General features: G+C 70.5%; 20 protein-coding genes. 6 read left to right on the top strand and 14 right to left on the bottom strand.

What is annotated here, in order from left to right:
* Positions 1-42 precede the first annotated feature (42 nt).
* A complete protein-coding gene (locus PUR53_RS13090; RefSeq protein ID WP_329898294.1) occupies positions 43-585 on the top strand; it encodes a PPA1309 family protein in 543 nt (180 codons plus the stop codon).
* A gap of 109 nt (positions 586-694) precedes the next feature.
* Here PUR53_RS13090 and PUR53_RS13085 read toward each other — a convergent pair whose 3' ends face one another.
* The 4 genes from PUR53_RS13085 to PUR53_RS13070 all read right to left on the bottom strand — a co-directional run bounded on the left by PUR53_RS13085 (position 695) and on the right by PUR53_RS13070 (position 3778).
* Positions 695-1792, bottom strand: a complete 1098-nt coding sequence (locus PUR53_RS13085) for a YlbL family protein (RefSeq protein WP_329898293.1) — start codon at positions 1790-1792, stop codon at positions 695-697.
* A 71-nt stretch (positions 1793-1863) separates the two neighbouring features.
* Positions 1864-2028 (bottom strand): hypothetical protein, encoded by a 165-nt coding sequence (locus tag PUR53_RS13080; protein WP_220646633.1) that lies wholly within the window; start codon positions 2026-2028, stop codon positions 1864-1866.
* Positions 2029-2158: 130 nt separating this feature from the next.
* Positions 2159-2620, bottom strand: a complete 462-nt coding sequence (locus tag PUR53_RS13075) for a molybdenum cofactor biosynthesis protein MoaE (RefSeq protein ID WP_329908397.1) — start codon at positions 2618-2620, stop codon at positions 2159-2161.
* A 45-nt stretch (positions 2621-2665) separates the two neighbouring features.
* On the bottom strand, positions 2666-3778 hold the full coding sequence (locus PUR53_RS13070; protein ID WP_329898291.1) for an SDR family oxidoreductase: 1113 nt from the start codon (positions 3776-3778) through the stop codon (positions 2666-2668).
* A 190-nt stretch (positions 3779-3968) separates the two neighbouring features.
* On the opposite strand from PUR53_RS13070, the gene PUR53_RS13065 reads away from it, so the two are divergent.
* Together PUR53_RS13065 and PUR53_RS13060 are read left to right on the top strand one after the other, a co-directional pair.
* Complete coding sequence (locus PUR53_RS13065; protein ID WP_329908396.1) at positions 3969-5405, top strand: zinc-dependent metalloprotease; 1437 nt, start codon at positions 3969-3971, stop codon at positions 5403-5405.
* Positions 5402-5917, top strand: coding sequence for an NUDIX hydrolase (locus tag PUR53_RS13060; RefSeq protein ID WP_329898289.1), 516 nt, complete (start codon positions 5402-5404; stop codon positions 5915-5917). Before PUR53_RS13065 ends, PUR53_RS13060 begins: the two co-directional genes overlap by 4 nt.
* Before the next feature lie 176 nt (positions 5918-6093).
* Here PUR53_RS13060 and PUR53_RS13055 read toward each other — a convergent pair whose 3' ends face one another.
* The 4 genes from PUR53_RS13055 to PUR53_RS13040 form a co-directional block, all read right to left on the bottom strand.
* The gene (locus tag PUR53_RS13055; protein ID WP_239757116.1) at positions 6094-6846 is read right to left on the bottom strand and encodes an AIM24 family protein; all 753 of its coding nucleotides are present in this window, start codon (positions 6844-6846) and stop codon (positions 6094-6096) included.
* Between the two features lie 27 nt (positions 6847-6873).
* Entirely contained in the window at positions 6874-7551 is a 678-nt protein-coding gene (locus PUR53_RS13050) for an AIM24 family protein (protein ID WP_239757115.1), read from the bottom strand.
* A gap of 8 nt (positions 7552-7559) precedes the next feature.
* Complete coding sequence (locus PUR53_RS13045; protein WP_329908395.1) at positions 7560-9167, bottom strand: TerD family protein; 1608 nt, start codon at positions 9165-9167, stop codon at positions 7560-7562.
* Positions 9168-9420: 253 nt separating this feature from the next.
* The gene (locus PUR53_RS13040) at positions 9421-10017 is read right to left on the bottom strand and encodes a M48 metallopeptidase family protein (protein WP_319236687.1); all 597 of its coding nucleotides are present in this window, start codon (positions 10015-10017) and stop codon (positions 9421-9423) included.
* A 218-nt stretch (positions 10018-10235) separates the two neighbouring features.
* On the opposite strand from PUR53_RS13040, the gene PUR53_RS13035 reads away from it, so the two are divergent.
* Positions 10236-11501 (top strand): TOMM precursor leader peptide-binding protein, encoded by a 1266-nt coding sequence (locus PUR53_RS13035; RefSeq protein WP_329898287.1) that lies wholly within the window; start codon positions 10236-10238, stop codon positions 11499-11501.
* Entirely contained in the window at positions 11494-12849 is a 1356-nt protein-coding gene (locus PUR53_RS13030) for an ABC1 kinase family protein (protein WP_239757108.1), read from the top strand. The genes PUR53_RS13035 and PUR53_RS13030 overlap by 8 nt, the downstream gene beginning before the upstream one ends.
* Before the next feature lie 34 nt (positions 12850-12883).
* Here the strand turns inward: PUR53_RS13030 and PUR53_RS13025 are convergent, their stop codons facing one another.
* The 5 genes from PUR53_RS13025 to PUR53_RS13005 all read right to left on the bottom strand — a co-directional run bounded on the left by PUR53_RS13025 (position 12884) and on the right by PUR53_RS13005 (position 16813).
* The gene (locus PUR53_RS13025) at positions 12884-13093 is read right to left on the bottom strand and encodes a hypothetical protein (RefSeq protein WP_329898286.1); all 210 of its coding nucleotides are present in this window, start codon (positions 13091-13093) and stop codon (positions 12884-12886) included.
* A gap of 147 nt (positions 13094-13240) precedes the next feature.
* Entirely contained in the window at positions 13241-13564 is a 324-nt protein-coding gene (locus PUR53_RS13020) for a hypothetical protein (RefSeq protein WP_033525476.1), read from the bottom strand.
* Positions 13561-13929 carry a WhiB family transcriptional regulator gene (locus PUR53_RS13015; RefSeq protein ID WP_005480495.1) on the bottom strand — a complete coding sequence of 123 codons (369 nt, stop codon included), beginning with the start codon at positions 13927-13929 and terminating at the stop codon, positions 13561-13563. The genes PUR53_RS13020 and PUR53_RS13015 overlap by 4 nt, the downstream gene beginning before the upstream one ends.
* Before the next feature lie 173 nt (positions 13930-14102).
* Positions 14103-14426 carry a hypothetical protein gene (locus PUR53_RS13010; protein ID WP_045559069.1) on the bottom strand — a complete coding sequence of 108 codons (324 nt, stop codon included), beginning with the start codon at positions 14424-14426 and terminating at the stop codon, positions 14103-14105.
* 164 nt (positions 14427-14590) lie between these two features.
* Positions 14591-16813: an ATP-dependent DNA helicase UvrD2 gene (locus tag PUR53_RS13005; RefSeq protein WP_329908394.1), complete on the bottom strand. Its 2223-nt coding sequence runs from the start codon at positions 16811-16813 to the stop codon at positions 14591-14593.
* Positions 16814-17028: 215 nt separating this feature from the next.
* Here PUR53_RS13005 and PUR53_RS13000 point away from each other — a divergent pair, with 215 nt between their 5' ends.
* Positions 17029-17271, top strand: a complete 243-nt coding sequence (locus tag PUR53_RS13000) for a mycoredoxin (RefSeq protein WP_329898283.1) — start codon at positions 17029-17031, stop codon at positions 17269-17271.
* A gap of 13 nt (positions 17272-17284) precedes the next feature.
* Here PUR53_RS13000 and nudC read toward each other — a convergent pair whose 3' ends face one another.
* A complete protein-coding gene (gene nudC / locus PUR53_RS12995; protein WP_329898282.1) occupies positions 17285-18232 on the bottom strand; it encodes an NAD(+) diphosphatase in 948 nt (315 codons plus the stop codon).
* Positions 18233-18323: the final 91 nt, after the last annotated feature.

Genomic DNA, 18323 nt, shown 5'->3' with positions numbered 1-18323 from the left:
TCGGTTCCCGCTTCCGGGAACGAACGAGGCAGGATTGTGACCATGTCCAACACTCCCATGGCAGCGAACCCCCTCACCCGGGCGGTGCTCGAGATCGACGAGTACGCCTCGGGCCTCGGCTGGGACCAGCCCGCTCGCCTCTTCGCCCTCGTGGATACCGCGCGTCTGCGGACCCAGGAACCCGCCCTCGCGGCCCAGCTCGGTCTGCAGGACGAGTCCGAGACCGTCGGTCTCACCCCGATCGAGCAGGACGAGATTCCCGCGGGCAAGGCGCTGGACGAGTTCCTCGGCACCATCGCCTGGCCCGACGCGGTGGTCGGCTGCGCGCTGACCGTGGAGCGGCTGATGCTGCCGCCGACCGCCGAGGCGTCCGTCCCGGAGAACCTCGACGGGGCCCGCCTGACCAAGTGGGTCGCCTCCCACCCGGACCGCCAGGAGGTCCGGATGACGGTCGCGGTCCTGCGCGACGGCTCCCGCGACTCTGCCCTGCGGCTGCGCGAGAAGGACACCCCGACGGAGGTCCTCACCGGCCCCGAACTGGTCCCGGGCCTGGCAGAGGCCCTTTCCGCGACCTTCGTGGACTGACCTTCGGATCTGCGACGATCCGGTCCACGCCGATCCGATCTACGACTGTGGGGGCGCTCTCCGACCAGGAGGGCGCCCCCACGCGCGCGTGCGCCGTCCCCTGCTCCTGTCAGCCCTTGGTGGTGCACTTCGGCAGGTCGGCCGTGTCGCCGGAGCGGATGTCCTTCAGGGCCCCGAGCGCGTCCTCGATGGTGTCGACCTTGACGAGGGTGAGTCCGTCGGGGATGTCCTTGGCGGCCGCGGCGCAGTTGTCCTTGGGCGTCAGGAAGTACTCGGCACCCTTGTCGCGCGCGCCGACCGTCTTCATCTCGATGCCGCCGATGGGGCCGACCTTGCCCTCGTCGTCGATCGTGCCGGTACCGGCCACGAACGTGCCGCCCGTCAGATTGCCGGGGGTGAGCTTGTCGTAGATGCCGAGGGCGAACATCAGTCCGGCGCTCGGGCCGCCGACGTCGGCGAGCTTGATGTCGATGGTGAACGGGAAGGTGTGGTCGGTCCCGGCGGAGATCCCGACGATCGCCCGCTCCTCGCCCGTGTCGTCGGACTTGGCCGTGGTGATCGTGACCTTCTCGGTCTCGGTCGCCGTCCGGTTCGCCTTCTCGGCGGCGGCCTGCGCCTTGGCGGGCACGATGACGAACTCGACGTCCTCGCCCGGTTTGTGCTTGGTGACCAGCTTCGCGACGTCCTCGGGCGCCTTGACCGCCGTACCGTCGACGGACTTGATCACGTCACCGGCGTGCAGCTTTCCCTCGGCCGGCGAGTCCTTGAGAACGGTGGAGACGATCACCCAGGACTTCACCGGGATGTCCAGCTCCTTGAGGGCGGCGACCTTGGCGCTCTCCTGGGACTGGCTGAACTCCTCGGCGTTCTCCTGGGTCGACTGCTCCTCGGTCTTGCCGTCGGGGTAGAGCGTGTCGTGCGGTACGACCTTGTTGTCGTGTGCCAGCCAGCCGTACACGGCCTCGACGAGGTTCATCCGGTAGTCGGCGCTGGTCACCCGGACCGTGGTCATGTTCAGGTGGCCGGTCGTCGCGTACGTCTTGCGTCCCGAGATCTGCAGCACCGGTTCGCCGTCGTGCTCCCCGAGCGTGTTCACCGTCGGCCCCGGCGACATCTCCGAATACGGCACGGGAATGATCACTCCCGCGCACAGGAGCGCGATCAGCATCAGGGTGGAGGCGAGCATCGTCGCGGTGCGGCGTGGCATGGAACGACAGTACGGGACAGGCCTGTCAGTGCACCGTCGGGGCCGTCCGTCCGGGGGCGACGGCGGGGGCGTCAGCCGCCGGTGTGGGACCGCTCCATGGCCTCGCGGAAGCGCGAGTATCCCGCGAGTTCGGAGCCGTCCTCGATGCTCCTGCGGTTCCGGCTGGCCCAGCCACCCCACAGTCCGGCACCGATCGCGGCCACCAGTGGAATCAGCAACCAGGCGAGCGCCGCCATTCCGGCCTCCCAACCCCTATGAAGCAACCACAACTGACTGATCAGCAGATTATCCGTCCGCCCCGTCAACGCTCTCGCCGGGGGGCGGGTTACGCAACCGGAACGCGCACGGGCGCATTCCGGTCACGACCTAGCAGGCGCCGACCCATTCATCCGTCCCGTCGGAGAACCGCTGATGCTTCCAGATGGGCACCTCGTGCTTGAGATCGTCGATCAGTTTCCGGCACGCCTCGAAGGCCTCGCCCCGGTGCGGACAGGACACGGCGACGACCACGGCCAGGTCCCCGACCTTGAGGTCGCCCACCCGGTGCACGGCCGCGAGCGCCCGGACCGGGTAGTCGGCGACCACCTTCTCCGCGATCCGCCGCATCTCGGCCTCGGCCGTGGGGTGACACGAATAGCCGAGCTCGTCGACATCGGCTCCGCCGTCGTGGTTCCGCACGGTCCCGACGAACAGCGCGGTCCCCCCGGCCACGTCGTCCCCGACCGCCCGGAACACCTCGTCGAGGGAGAGCGCTGTCTCCCGGATCCCGATCAGCTTGATGGGCTCCGCGGCCCCCCGCTCACCAGGGTGATCATCATTCACAGCCATACCCCCATCGTGCCTCACCCGCGCCCCGCACCAGCCGGGCGCCCGTCACCGTCTGCCCCGAGCCTTCCGCGCCCGCCGCACCAGCGCCGCCGTACCCAGCAGCGCGACCGTCGCGCCGGCGGCGCCCGCGGCCGTCGCGTCCTTCCGGCCCAGCCGACGTCCGGCCACGGTGTGCCGCCCGGCGACCTCCTCCAGCAGCTCCGCGAGCACTTCCTCGTTCGTCCACAGCGGCCGCCACCCGGCGTCGTGCAACCGGCTGCCGCTCACGACCCACGGGTACATCGTGTACGCCAGGTCCCCCGCCGGTGACGGCGTGAGCCCGATCCGGTGCAGCCGGGCGGCGGCGCCGAGCGCGACGGCGGAGGGCAGCTCCATGCGCCGGATCCCGCTGAGCTCCTCGACCTCCTCCTGCTCCAGCCAGCCCTCGCATCCGACGGCCAGCTCCCCGTCGACCTTCTCCAGCACGGCGTACTCCAGCGCCCCGCAGAGATCCTCGACGTGACAGAACTGCCAGGCGGGCCGCGACCCGGCCACCACCAGCAGCCGAGGAGACTCGAAGTACCTGGTCAGCGCCGTGTCCGTGCCCCCGACGAGGGTCGCGGGGCGGACGACGGTGACGTTGAGGCCCGGATGGGCGCGCGGCGCCCGGCGCGCGAGCCGCTCGATCTCCAGCAGGTCGCCGACCCCCGTCGCCTCGGCGGTCGCCCGCAGCTCGGCGTCCTCCGAGAGCGGCAGCTCGTTGTCGGGCAGCGCCCCGTAGACCATCGCCGACGTGCACAGCACGACCCGGTGCACCCCGGCAGCGGCGGCGGCCGTGAGGACGGTCTGCGTCCCGCGCACGTTGTACGCGCTGCGGGCCGCCGAGTCCGTGCCCAGGTCGAGGTCGACGGCGAGGTGCACCACCACGTCGGCCCCGCGCAGCTTCTCGGCGATCGCCGGGTCGCGCACGTCCAGGACGTGCCACTGCGCGGCCGCGCACTCGCCGCGCCGCTCGTCGATGGCGATGACCTGCCGGATCTCGTCGGACTCGGCGAGCCGCTCGGTGAGCAGCGCTCCTACGCCGGACGCGGCACCGGTGACCGCGACGACGGGCCCGCGCGCGGCGGGACTGGTTGAGTGGTTTCGCGCTGCGCGAACCTGCGGATCTGGGGAACTCACCGGGCGTCTCCAGCGGTTGTCTTCAGTACGAACGCGGGTGACGCGTACGTACCAGGTGGCATCCATCCTGCCGCAGGCCTTCGGTCGGCGGAGCACCGAGGCCTTAACCCGCCGTGGTGTCTACGCTGGGTGGTGTTCGGGCAGCCGTGCCGTCGGAGAAATCCGATGGCCCTATCAGCCGAGGAATCCCGTGAGTGACACCCCATTCGGATTCGGCCTTCCGCCGGAGGAGCCGGACGACGGCGACGAGGGCAAGAAGAAGGACCAGCAGAGCGGTGGTGGTCAGGGCCCGGCCAACCCGTTCGGTTTCGGGTTCCCCGGGGCCGGGGGCCCCGGCGGCGACAATCCGTTCGCCGCGATGTTCGGTTCCATGAACCCCACCGACCTGGGCGCCGCCTTCCAGCAGCTGGGCCAGATGCTCTCGTACGAGGGCGGCCCCGTGAACTGGGACATGGCCAAGCAGATCGCCCGCCAGACGGTCTCCCAGGGGACCGCCGACGGCACGAAGGACGAGAGCGTCGGCCCCGCCGAGCGCACCGCCGTCCAGGAGGCCGTCCGCCTGGCCGACCTGTGGCTGGACGACGCGACGTCCCTGCCGTCCGGCGCGGGCTCCGCAGTCGCGTGGAGCCGCGCGGAGTGGGTGGAGGCCACCCTGCCCGCTTGGAAGGAACTGGTCGATCCGGTGGCCGAGCGGGTCGGCGGCGCCATGGGCGACATCCTGCCGGAGGAGATGCAGGCCATGGCCGGCCCGCTGATCGGCATGATGAAGTCGATGGGCGGCGCCATGTTCGGCCAGCAGATCGGGCAGGCCGTGGGCGTGCTCGCGGGCGAGGTGGTCGGATCCACCGACGTCGGCCTGCCGCTCGGACCGGCCGGCAAGGCCGCGCTGCTGCCGCTGAACGTGGACGCGTTCGGCAAGGACCTCGGCGTCGGCAAGGACGAGGTGCGGCTCTACCTGGCCCTGCGCGAGGCCGCCCACCAGCGCCTCTTCGCGCATGTGCCGTGGCTGCGCTCGCATCTGTTCGGCGCTGTCGAGGGCTACGCGCGCGGGATCAAGGTCGACACGGCCAAGCTGGAGGACGTGGTCGGCCAGTTCGACCCGCAGAACCCCGAGGAACTGCAGCAAGCGCTCCAGCAGGGCATGTTCCAGCCGGAGGACACCCCGGCGCAGAAGGCGGCCCTGGCCCGGCTGGAGACCGCTCTGGCGCTGGTGGAGGGCTGGGTGGACGCGGTGGTGCACGCGGCCGCGAAACCGCGCCTGTCGTCCGCGGATGCCCTCCGCGAGACCCTGCGCCGCCGCCGTGCCACCGGCGGTCCGGCCGAGCAGACCTTCGCCACGCTGATCGGTCTGGAGCTGCGCCCCCGCCGCCTGCGCGACGCCTCCCGCCTGTGGGCGTCCCTCACGGACGCGCGCGGTGTCGACGGCCGCGACGCCCTGTGGTCCCACCCCGACATGCTGCCCACCGCCTCCGACCTGGACGACCCGGACGGCTTCGTCCACCGCGAGCAGCTGGACTTCTCCGAGCTGGACAAGATGCTCGGTGAAGCCGCGGGCGGTTCCGGTTCCACCGAGAAGCCGGACCTCAAGAAGCCGGACTCGGACAAGAAGGACGACGACACCGAGTGAGCCTGCACGACGACGCGGTCCTCGTACTGAAGAGCTACGAGGACCAGGCCGAGCTGCGCCAGGCCTACCTTGACCATCTCGCGGCCCACCCGGACGGCATGTGGAAGGCGTGCGGCGCCGGGCACATCACGGCGAGCGGCCTCGTGATCGACCCCGAGCGCGGCCGGGTGCTGCTCACCCTCCACAGGAAGCTGCGCATGTGGCTCCAGATGGGCGGCCACTGCGAGCCAGGGGACACCGCCCTCGCGGACTCCGCGCTGCGTGAGGCCACGGAGGAGTCCGGCATCACGGGCCTGTCCCTCCTGCCGGGCGGTCCGGTCCGCCTCGACCGCCACCACACCCCGTGCGCCTGGCATTTGGACGTCCAGTACGCGGCCCTCGCCCCGGCGGACGCGGTGGAAGCGATCAGCGACGAGTCCCTCGACCTGCGCTGGTTCGCCTACGACGAGGTGCCGACCGTCGCCGACGAGTCGGTCGTGCGCCTGCTGGAGGCCACCCGCGCGCGGCTCTGACCTCGCACTTTCGCATGGCGTCGGCGGCCTGTCGGCATGACACCGCCGCACGGTGGGCATGCCCCCGCCGGGGGCACGAACGCGGTAAGGGGCGTCCGCAAGGCGGAACGCCCCTTACACATGGGCCCACTCACCGATGAGCACAGGCCACCGCTCGCCCACCGGGAACCCGTCGATCAGTTGCGGCTGCCCCCGAGGGAGTTCCCGCTCAGTCCGCCCGCGCCCATGCCGAACTGTCCGAGCACCCCGGACGTACGCAGGTGCTGCGGCGGAAGCAGCTCGCTCGGCTGCACCAGGACATGTCCCTGGCCACCGAAGTGCATCTCCCAGCCCTCGCCGGTCGATCCCCTGCGGCGCCACACGGCGGACGTGGAGGTCGGCGCCTGGAGCTGGGTGCGCAGCGAGGTGGACCAGGCGATGACGGCGTCCGAGTCGACACAGATGTTCTTCTCGGGCGTCACCTCCAGGGCGAGCGGCTCACCCGAGGTCATCAGGACGACCTTGCCGCCACCGGACAGCTCCAGGTTGTACGCCCCCGCGGAGGCCACCTCGACGGCGCTGTCCACGGCGACGATGCCGACGTTCAGAGACCCGTCGAAGGCGAGGACGGCGGAGGAGTCGACGGTGATGCCCCTGCCGACCTCCATGATGTGCAGGTACTGCGCGAAGTTGGCGAGATACACGATCCCGTTGCCCTTGCAGCGCATGAGTTCGAGCCGCTCACCGGTCATCCGCTCGGCGTTGCGCCAGCTGCGGTTGCGGTACTGGCTGTCGAACTCGATCTGCCCCTCGAAGGCGACCATGGCGCCCTGGCGGGCCAGGACGGGGCTGCTGCCCATGGTGACATCTGTCTTGAGCAGCTGCGGGTTCTGCAGTGTGTAGCGCTCGGTGTGGTTCACCGGGATGTGCGCGAAGAGTGTGCTGTGCATGATGTGGTGTTCTCCCCTCAGCCCCGGTCAGCCACGGATCTTGAAACGGTCGCCGGTGTCCTCGCTGGGCTGGACGACCACGAAGCCCTGCCCCTTGAACCCGATCTGGAAGGCCTCGCCGCTGCCCCGGCCGATGAGCGCGCCGGCCTTGATGGTGCGGCGGGCCTTCATGTCGAGGCCGTCGGTCCAGGCGATGAGCGCGTCCGGGTCGACATAGGTCTCCCGTTCGGCGCAGTCGAGGGAGATCGGCACGCCCCGGCTGACCAGGGCGACCCATCCGGTGCCCCGGATCACGAGGTTGGTGAGACCGGAGCCGGAGAGCTTGGCGAGGCCCTTGACCGGCTCGATGGAGAGCTGGAGGGAGGCGTCGCAGGCCAGCAGGGTCGGGCCGTTGACCGACAGCGCCTCGTTGTTCAGGTGGAGGATGAGGACGTCGCCGCCGTAGTCGGCGAGGTACAGGTCCCCGTCGCCCCGGCAGAGCATCAGCTTGCCGCCCTCTCCGGTGACCATCTCCTCCGCGCTGCGCCGCAGCGTGGCGGGCGGGCCGTCGAACTGTACGTAGCCGTCGTACGCGATCATCGAGCCGGCCTTGGCCAGGAGGTCCTGGCCGGTGACCATGGTGACCTTGAGCGTCTTGGAGCTGTGCACGCTCATACGGACGCCGGTGGAGGCGGAGCGGTGCGCGTTGAGTGTCTGGAGGTCCATGCTCTGCCTCACACCTCGAAGGGCTGGACGACGACGAAGTTGCCGGGGGCGCCGCGGAACTGGAGGTTGATGGCCTCCTGGGTCTGCCGGGCGTACCCGGAGCGGCGCAGCCTGAGCGAGGTCGTGGTGACGGCCTGTGCGCCGGCGGACCAGGCGATGACGGCGTTGCCGTCGACGTAGGTGGCCGGGCCGACGGGCAGCACGACGGGAACCCCGCGCGTCTTGACGACGACCGCTCCCGTGCCGGAGAAGAGCATGCTGAACAGGCCGCCACCGGGCAGGCCCGCGCCCTCGATGCGGCGGATCTCGGTGTCCAGGGACTCGTCGAAGGCGAGGACGCCGCGTGCGCTGGTGTAGAGCTGCTCGTTCTCCAGGCGGATGACGAAGAGATGGCTGCCCTCGTCGGCGAGGAACACCTCACCGTCTCCGGAACACCGCATCAGGGCCATGCCCTGGCCGGTGAGCTGGCCCGTCAACTTGCCGAGCAGTCCGGAACCCTTGTGGGCGAAGTCGATGTCGCCCTGGTAGGCGACCATGCTGCCCTGCTTGGCGAGGATGTTGGCGCCCTTGGTGAGCGTGGCCCGCACCAGCTGCGGGTTCTGCTCGGTCCAGCGGTCCCCGACGGGAGCCTCGGAGTACTTGGTCAGCACGACTCGCAGCCCTGCCTCCGGCGGCACCGGCGCGAGCTGTGTACCGCCGCCGAAGGGCTGCGCCTGGCCGGGGAAGGCACCGGGTGCGCCCGGGGGCGTGAACGGGCCGCCTTGCGGAGCCGCACCCGGAGGGGTGAAAGGGCCACCCTGCGGCGGGGCACCGGGCGGGGTGAAGGGTCCGCCCTGCGGCGGAGCGCCGGGCGGGGTGAAGGGCCCGCCTTGGGGTGCGGGGGCGGCCGGGGGCGGCACGGTGCCGCCGGGCGGCGTGTTCAGGGGCGCGGCGATCGTCGGGGCGGCGTGCACGGAGGGCGAGGGCGCCGGGGGCGCGAACGGCTGAGCGGGCGCCGGGGCGACGGGAGCCGAGGGGGCCCCGAACGCGGGTGGGGCGAAGCCGGGCGCGGCGTCGGCCTGCGGCTGCTGCGGGGCCGCCGGCTCCTCCTCGGCGACCTCGCCGCCGAAGTTCTTCAGCAGCGCGTCCAGGCCTCCGTCGAAACCCTGTCCGACGGCCGCGAACCGCCACACGTCCTTCAGGTAGAAGTCGCCCAGCATCACGGCGCGCTCGGTGGAGAACTCCGAGCCGTCGAACGGATACCTGGCCACCTCCTCGCCGCCCGCGACGATACGGACGTAACCGGGGGCGATCTGCGACATCTGCCCGTCGCCGTCGATCGTCGCCGTGAAGGACAGCTTCTGGATCTGCGGCGGGATCTTGTCGAGGGTGACGCGGAACGACTCGGTATCACCCGACTGGGCGCCCAGGAGCTGGATCGACTCCTCGGGGGTCTTCGGCTGGTTGAAGAAGACGAAGTAGCGGTCGTCCGAGAGCCGTTCGTCGGCGTCCAGTCCGAAGCAACTGATGTCGAAGGTCAGCCCGGGGCCGGAGATCTGTACGCCTACGTACAGATCCGTACCCGCGGTGAGGTCACTGATCTTGGCCTTGTGGCCGCGTTGGAATTCCCTGGCCATGCGTAACGACCGTCCCCCATCCCGAAAGTGCGTGCGCCTGCGAGTGCGTCGCGCCAGGCTAACCGCAAAGTCCTGAGGCGTACGAGGCTGGTACAGAGACGGTACAAAAGCGCGACTTCGGTCACCGGTCCCACAAACGCACACGCGCGCGTGAAGCGTCCGTTTCGCGGCACTCACGCCCGGGGCACCGGCCTGGCGGCGCCTTCGGGTCGCAGGTCAGGGGCCGTTTCTCGGCGAACGGCCACGCGAGGTGTCACTCGTCCCGCGTGATGGGCAGGTGGGGCAGCCGGTCGGCGGCGACCACCCCTTCGAGGTAGCCGCGAGCACGCTCGGTGCGCGGATAGGCGTCCAGCAGCTGCCAGAAGCGGGGACCGTGACCGGGTACGAGCAGGTGTGCGAGTTCGTGGAGGAGGACGTAGTCGACGACGTACTCGGGCATGCCCTGCAGCCGGTGCGAGAGACGGATGCTGCCCTCGGCCGGGGTGCACGAGCCCCAGCGGGTGTTCTGGTTGGTGACCCAGCGCACGGAGGTGGGCCGGGCGCGACCGCCGAAGTACTGGTCCGAGAGCCGGGCGGCCCGCTCGGCCAGCTCGGTGTCGCCGAGGCGGCGTTTGCTCTCCTGCGCGGCCAGCTTGTCGAGCATGACGGTCACCCAGCGCTGCTCCTCCGCCTCGGACATCCGAGCGGGAATGAGCACGACGGTGCGATCGCCCTCGCGGTACGCGGAGACCGTTCTGCGCCGTCGCGCGCTCCTGCGGACCTCGATCGCGCTCGCCCCCGAGCCGCTCGGCGGCTGGCTCGTCGTGCTGCGCGGTGGCTTTGCGGCGCGGTGCAGTGGGTCGGCGGGCACGCCCCGACGTTACCCGCTGCACACGGGGGAAGTCCCGCCTCCGGGACGGTTCGATATCGATCCGCACTCCGAGCGCCTGATTTGTACGACGAATGCCGTCGCCTGTGGACAACTCTCGACAGAGCTCGTCGCTGTCCGTGCATGCTGGCACTCGTCGGCGGACCAGGCACTCGCACCGTCGACGAACGAGACCGATCTCTGGCTACGGGGGGCCGATCATGCATCCGATGGTGAAGCCCGCGCTACGGCGCGGCTGGCGGGATCTCAACACCGTGCAGTTCGGTCTGGCACCGGCGCACGCCATGGTGCTGGGCCCGATGGACATGGCGACAGGCAGTTTCCTCGCCCTGCTCGACGGCACACGCGGGTTGCCGCTCCTGCGCGAGGAGGGGCGCCGGATGGGCCTGCCGGACGGTCATGTGGACGGGCTGGTGGACCGTCTGTCGCGGTCGGGCCTGCTGGACGACGCCACAGGCGGCGGTCCGGCCGCCGACGACCTGCGCGCCAAACCGACGGTCATGGACCGGCTGCGTCCCGACGCCGCCACGCTCTCTCTGATCGCCTCCGAGCCGGGCGACGCCATGAGTCGTCTGGCCGCGCGCCGGTCACTGAGAGTGCAGGTGCGGGGCGCGGGGCGGGTGGGGTCGATGCTCGCTTCCGTGTTGTCGGGCGCCGGGGTCGGCGAGGTCGACGTCCGCGACGTCGGCCGGGTCGCACCAGGTGACGTGGCGCCGGGTGGGCTGCCGGCCGAGTCGATCGGTGAGCGCAGGGACACGGCGGCCCGTCGTGCCGCTCGCCACGCGGCACCCGATCGCCCGCCCCGGCGTCGCCGCGGCTCCCGGCCACCGGCGGCTCCGCCCGAGGATCTGTCGGTGGACCGTCTCCGCGAGGAGGCCGGCTTCTCGCTGGTGATCCTCGCCCCTCGCGACGGGGCCGACGTCCATGCTCCCCGGCCCATGGCCGCCGAGCCGCTCATCGCTTCGGGCACGCCCCATCTCTATGCCGGTGTGGTCGAGGGGACGGGCGTGGTCGGCCCTCTGGTCCTGCCGGGTGAGACGGGTTGCGCGGGCTGCCTGGAACAGAGCCGTACCGACCGCGACGAGACCTGGCCCCGGCTGGTCGCACAGTGGAGGTCCGGACGCCCGCACCAAGTGGAGGCGTGCGACCTGGCCCTGGCCACGACCGTCGCCGGACTTGCCGCGGCGCACGCGCTCGCCTTCCTCGACGGGCGGACGCCGTCCAGCGCGGGCGCCCGCTGGGAGGTCTCGGTACCGGGGTTCGACTGGCACCCGCGTCCGGTGTGGGCTCACCCTGCATGTTCCTGCACGGCCGCTGAAAATGGCGCCGCCGGGAAAGGTAATGGGGAACACACCCCAAAGGAGGGGGAGGCGCACGAGACAATGGCGGGGCATCAGCGGTCAACGAGGTTGTCCCGCAAGGCACACGCGGTACGGCCTGCTGAGAGTTGGAGGGCGCATGTCTGATCTTCCCCGGAAGGCGGTCACCCGGACCGCCAAGCTCGCCGCGCTTCCGCTCGGCATCGCAGGCCGGGCCACCTGGGGACTCGGCAAGCGGATCGTCGGCGAATCGGCGGAGCTCGTGGGCCGTGAACTCCAGCAGCGCACGGCGGAGCAGCTGTTCAAGGTCCTGGGCGAGCTGAAGGGCGGCGCGATGAAGTTCGGGCAGGCCCTGTCCGTCTTCGAGTCGGCGCTTCCCGAGGAGGTCGCGGGCCCCTACCGCGCGGCTCTGACGAAGCTCCAGGACGCGGCCCCGCCGATGCCGACGCGCACGGTGCACGCCGTGCTGGAGGAGCGCATCGGAGCGGACTGGCAGGAGCTGTTCCTGGAGTTCGAGGACAAGCCGGCGGCCGCTGCCTCGATCGGCCAGGTGCACCGAGCGGTGTGGCACGACGGCCGAGAGGTCGCCGTCAAGGTGCAGTATCCGGGGGCGGGCGAGGCCCTCCTGTCCGATCTCGGTCAACTCAGCCGGTTTGCCCGTCTGTTGGGCCCACTGATCCCCGGGATGGACATCAAGCCGCTCATCGCGGAGCTGCGGGACCGTGTCTCCGAGGAGCTCGACTACGGTCTGGAGGCTCAGGCCCAGCAGGCGCACGCGGAGGAGTTCGCGGGCGACCCGGACGTGGTGGTCCCGGCCGTGGTGCACCAGTGCGAGCAGGTGCTGGTGACCGAGTGGATGGAGGGCACCCCTCTCTCCGAGGTGATCACCGACGGCTCTCAGGAGCAGCGCGACCGGGCGGGCCAGTTGCTGACCCGGTTCCTGTTCTCGGGTCCGGCCCGCACCGGCCTCCTGCACGCCGACCCGCATCCGGGGAACTTCCGCCTCCTGCCGGACGAGAAGAGCGGCTGGCGCCTCGGCGTCCTCGACTTCGGCACGGTGGACCGACTGCCGGGCGGCCTGCCGACCCCGATAGGCGAGGCCCTGCGGCTGACCATCGAGGGCGAGGCCGAGGCGGTCTACGAAATGCTTCGTACGGAGGGTTTCGTGAAGGAGTCGATAGACCTGGACCCGGACGCCGTCCTTGACTATCTGCACCCCATCATCGAACCGGTCCGGGCGGACGAGTTCACCTTCGCCCGCGGTTGGATGCGCAGCCAGGCCGCCCGGATCGCCGACCCGCGCTCCCCCGCCCACCAGTTGGGCAAGCAGCTCAACCTGCCCCCGTCCTACCTCCTCATCCACCGGGTGACCCTGAGCACCATCGGCGTCCTGTGCCAACTCGGCGCGACGGTCCGTATGCGCGACGAGTTGGAGGAGTGGCTACCGGGTTTCCTGTACGAAGAGGAGGAGGGCGAGTCGGCCGCGGAGGCGTAGCGGGTTCGGCGAGGGCGGGTTCGGCGAGAGGGTTTCACCACCAGGCCGAGTCCAGCCTGCCCTCGATCGCGCGCAGATTCTCCCTGGCGCAGGTGTCACAGAAGTAGTGCCGTGCGCCGTTCTCCACGGAACAGATCCACAGAGGTCGAGGGGCTTCGGCGGTGATGCCGCAGCGGGCGCACACGAGGGTCTGGGGTTCCGCGGCGGGGCCGCCCTGGTCATTGTCCCCGGAAAGACTCGTCACCCGGCGACGATATCGCCGCCCTCGGCGGATCCGTGGGCACAACGCACCGCGGGGGCCGGTCCCTTCGAACCGGCCCCCGCGGGGAGCCACTGCTGGTGATGGTGACGTGCCTGTCAAGGCCGGGTCATGCCGGTCGCCGCGTGGCGGCTACTGCATGACCGCCATGGCGAGCGCACGGCGGGCGCGCAGCGAGGCGCGCTCGGCCCTGCGCTGCATCCGCTGAGCGACCGCCAGGCGCATGGCCCGGCGTTCCTGCTCAGCCTGGTGCAGGCGCTCGTGCATATGCGCACGAGCCAGGGCTTCTGGCATGAGATGCATCTCTCGGGTCCTGTTCTGACGCGAGGCGTTCGCGCCGGTGGTGGTGAAATCAGGTGTCGCGGAGCCGACGGGCTCGCTCGTGGACGGCTTCATCGGGGCCTGCTTCTTGGGGTCGTGCGTGAGGGGGCGGTCGATCGTTCCGGTGATGTTCATGCCGTGACCGGGTTCTTGCGCGGGCGACCACGCGGCCGCTTGCGGGCCACGACGACACCCTGGACGAAGAGCTCGCCACCCCAGACGCCCCAGGGCTCACGCCGCTCCTTGGCGCCGGCGAGGCAGGCCTCCATCAGCGGGCAGGTGCGGCAGAGGGACTTGGCGTACTCGACATCGGCCGGCGACTCGGCGAAGAAGACCTCCGGGTCGTAGGAGCGGCAGGGGACGGGTACGCCGAGGTTCTCGATGGCGTCGTCGAGCGCGGTGAGCGCGGTGAGCGGGGTCAAGGTGGAGTCCTCCGTGAGGCCGGGCGGGGGGATCGTTTCGGAAGGCGGTACGGACGGGGCGTGCGCTTCGAGTTGCACGGTTCGTCTTCCTCGTCTGGTCGTTCCGGCCTGTTGGCCGGTGGCGGCTGGTACCGGGTTCTTTTCTTGTCCCGAGGCCCCTTCGCTCTGTAGTCCCCGGTCGGGGACAAACAGAAGGGCCGCGGATCCCGGATGGGGTTCCGCGGCCCTGAAGGCGCCGGCCTGATCGTCGATCAGGCTGGATCACTCCAGGGTTCAGGCCCACGGAAGGCCCACATCAGGTGGTGCTGCGTCGTCTGCTTCCGGAATCCGGCACCGGCCGCCGCGAAGGCATAGGCCTGGGCCTGTGCCTCTACTGCTGCTTCCAGTGCCTTGGTCGGTCGCTCATTGCGCTCACGGACGGGGAGACCCGCCAGAGACACGGAGGACGCCGGACGGCCGCCACTGATGGCGGACAGACCGGTGCCCAGGTTCGAGACGCCGAGCATGCACAGGGAGACGGCCGAGCGATCGGTCATTTTGACCGTGCTGATGTAGCTGGTGTTGATGCTGATCACTGGATTCGCCTCCTCTCGGCGTCTTGGGGGACCGGCGCGAACCAATCCGACGGATATGAAGTACATCACGAAACCAGGGCCTTCGAGAAGGCCGCTGCTCTCGTGCCTAAGAACCTATGGGGATTGCTGGGGCATGCGCAAACTATTTTTTCGACGAGTTCGCATCAGTCGTTCCCGTCCTCGCGCTCAGGCTCCCGACCTGCGCAGATGTCGAGAACATCGGCGCCGTACCGCTGCAGCTTGCGGGAGCGGACGCCGGGGATGCGACCGAGTTCAACCGGAGTGCTCGGCCCCGCTTCCGCGATCGCCATCAGTGTCCGGTCCGTGAAGACACAGAAGTCGGGTTGGCCACTGAGACGGGCCTGGATCGCGCGCCACTCCCGCAAGCGCTCGTACAGGCCCTCGTCCATGTCGGAGGGGCAGTCCTCGCAGCGCATCAGCTTCATCTCGCCGGCGTCCCGCAGGGTGCGCCCGCAGACACGACAACGCGCCGGGGTGCGGCTGGTGCGACGTGGTGCCCCCTCTGTGCCGCTGCCCGCGAGGTCACCCGTCCGACGGCCCGGGGAGCCCAGTTCGACGCTTCCCGAACCGCCTGTGCCAGTGCGGCCCACGGTGGCGGTGGATCCTGGGCGCAGCCCGTTGAGGAATCTGCTGGGGCGGCGGTTGGGGAGGCTGCCGGGTGAGCGGGACAGTGCCCAGGAGACGGAGAGCTGTTCGCGCGCGCGGGTCACGCCCACGTAGAGGAGGCGTCGCTCCTCCTCGATCTGTTCGTCCGTTCTCGCGTAGGTGATCGGCATCATGCCCTCGGCGACCCCGACGAGGAAGACGACGTCCCACTCCAGGCCCTTCGCGGAGTGCAGCGAGGCGAGGGTGACGCCCTGGACGGTCGGGGCGTGCTGGGCGCCTGCCCGTTCGTCGAGTTCCGCGACCAGGTCGCCGAGCGTGGCGTCGGACTTGGCGGCGGCGAAGTCGTGGGCCAGGTTCACCAGGGCCGCCAGCGACTCCCAGCGTTCCCTGACCGCTCCGGAGCCGGCCGGTGGCTCGCCGGTCCAGCCCTCGCCGGACAGCACGGCCCGTACCTGTGAGGGCAGGTCGACGGCGTCCTCGAGGAGGGTGTCGTTGCCCCCGAACCGCGCGGCCGCCCTCAGCGCGGCCCCCGCCTTGCGCACCTCGGGTCGGTCGAAGAATCGTTCCGCGCCGCGCAGCTGGTACGGCACTCCGGCGTCCGCGAGGGCCTGTTCGTAGGTCTCGGACTGGGAGTTGGTGCGGAACAGGATGGCGATCTCGCTCGCGGGGACTCCGGAGGCGATGAGGTCGCGGATGCGGCGGGCGGCCCCCTCGGCCTCGGCCGGCTCGTCCGCGTACTCGGTGTACCGGGGCTCGGGGCCCGGGGGGCGCTGGGAGATCAGTTCGAGGCGGTGGTCGGCGGCGCGGCCTCGGGCCTGGGAGAGCAGGCCGTTGGCGAGGTGGACCACCTGCGGGGTGGAGCGGTAGTCGCGGACGAGCTTGACGACGGTGGCCCCGGGGTGGCGGTGGCGGAAGTCGAGCAGATGGTCGGGAGTTGCGCCGGTGAACGAATAGATCGTCTGGCTGGCGTCGCCCACGACGCACAGGTCGTCCCGGTCACCGAGCCACAGTTCCAGCAGGCGCTGCTGGAGGGGGCTGACGTCCTGGTACTCGTCGACCACGAAGTGCTGGTACTGGGAGCGGACCTGCTCGGCGATGTCGTGGCGGTCCTGGAGGATACCGACCGTGAGCAGGAGGACGTCCTCGAAGTCGATGACGGCACGCTCACGCTTCAGGTCCTCGTACGTGGCGTAGATCTTGGCGATCTCCGCGGGGTCACGGGGGGCCTCGCGGCCGTGCTTGGCGGTCGCGGCGGCGTAGTCGGCGGGGACGGTGCGGGTGACCTTGGACCACTCGATCTCGGCGGCCGCGTCGCGCAGTTCGTTGCGATCGAGACGGATGTGGCAGGCCGCGGCGGCGTCCGCGACGAGCTGGATCTTGCGGTCGACGATACGAGGCATGCCGCCGCCGACGGCTTTCGGCCAGAAATACTGGAGTTGGCGCAGTGCGGCCGAGTGGAACGTCCGGGCCTGAACTCCGGCGGCGCCGAGCTGGCGGAGACGGCCGCGCATCTCTCCGGCGGCGCGGTTGGTGAAGGTGACGGCCAGCACGCTGGCGGGCTGGAGCATTCCGGCCCGCACTCCGTAGGCGATGCGGTGGGTGATCGCCCGGGTCTTGCCCGTACCGGCGCCGGCCAGCACGCACACCGGACCGTGCAGGGCGGTGGCGACCGCGCGCTGCTCGGGGTCGAGCCCTTCGAGCACCGCGTCGGCCGAGTCGGGGACCCGCGGGAAGAGGGTGGAATGCGTTGCTGCTGTCACACGGCCATGCTGCCAGGTCGCCGGAGACGGCTGAGCAAGTTGTCCACAGGCAGGGCCTCGCAGTCGTACTAATGAGGCAGGCGCCTTGGGTTCTGGTGCGTCGGCGCGGGGCAGCGGTGGTGGACGCCACCCGTACAGGGGAATGGCTGGCCCGTCGCGTACGTTGCACTCACTGCGACGACGCACCCCTCAGACCGTGAAGGAGCGCCAGGGACATGCCGGGCACTGTGACGATGTACAGCACCACGTGGTGTGGCTACTGCCGTCGGCTGAAGAGCCAGATGGACCGTGAGGGCATCACGTACAACGAGATCAACATCGAGCACGACTCGGAGTCCGCCGCGTTCGTGGAGAAGGCGAACGGCGGGAACCAGACGGTCCCCACCGTTCTCTTCCCGGACGGTTCGACACTCACGAACCCTTCGCTGGCGCAGGTCAAGCAGAAGATCGGCGCGTAAGCACGGACGGGCTCTAGCCGATGTGACCTCGTGTCGGCAGGGGCTTGCCGTACCAGAGTTCGATCAGTCGGGCCGCGATCGAGATGCCGTAGGGAGGCAGGACCTCCCCGGACTCGAACGCGGCCCGCAGCTCTTCGCGGGAGAACCAGCGGGCCTCGTGTATCTCGTCGCCGTCGACGTCCACGGTGGTGGAGGTGGCCCGGGCCATGAATCCCAGCATCAGGCTGGAGGGGAAGGGCCAGGGCTGGCTGGCGACGTACTCGACCTGGCCGACAGTGATGCCGACCTCTTCCTGGACCTCGCGTCGCACGGACTGCTCGATCGACTCGCCGGGCTCGACGAAGCCCGCGAGGGTGGAGAACCGCCCCTCGGGCCAGTGCACCTGGCGGCCGAGCAGGATGCGGTCCTCGTCGTCCGTGACCGCCATGATCACCGCTGGGTCGGTGCGCGGGTAGTGCTCGGCACCGCAGGCCGGGCAGCGCCGGATGTGACCGGCCGCCGCGATGACGGTGCGCTCGCCGCAACGGGAGCAGAAGCGGTGGGTGCGCTGCCAGTTCTCCAAACCGACCGCGTGCACCATGAGGCCCGTGTCACGCGGTGAGAGCAGCATGCCCGCCTCACGCAGCCCGGCCGGGCGGGCCGACTGGTCCATGCGGCCGGGCAGCGCGTCCTTCTGGAGTGCGAAATAGCTCACACCGTCGGCGTCGGTGCCCAGGAAGTAGCGGTGTGCCTCGGTGAGCGGGGCTTCGAAGGAGGGCGTCATGACGAGTTCGGTGGTGCCGTCCGGGGTCTCGTCGATGAGGACCTGACCGCCGGAGACCACGAAGCAGCGGGTCGTGGGGTGACTCCAGGCCGCCGCGAGCCAGGCCTCGTCGAGCCGGTGGTGGGCGGCCCGGTCGATGCCGCTGGGGGCGGTGAGCGCGATGGGGCGGTCGGCGGTGTGGTCGGTCCAGGTGGTCACGGGTGCTTCCAACTCCCCCGGTGAAACGGTTGATTGGGCGGGCGGTTCGGCGTGGCGGGCGGCGGGCGGGCGCGCTGGGGCGGGCGGGGCC

The sequence above is a fragment of the Streptomyces sp. SP18BB07 genome (assembly GCF_036322545.1).
GTDB lineage: Bacteria > Actinomycetota > Actinomycetes > Streptomycetales > Streptomycetaceae > Streptomyces > Streptomyces deccanensis.
This window is presented reverse-complemented; position numbering and strand designations above follow the sequence as displayed.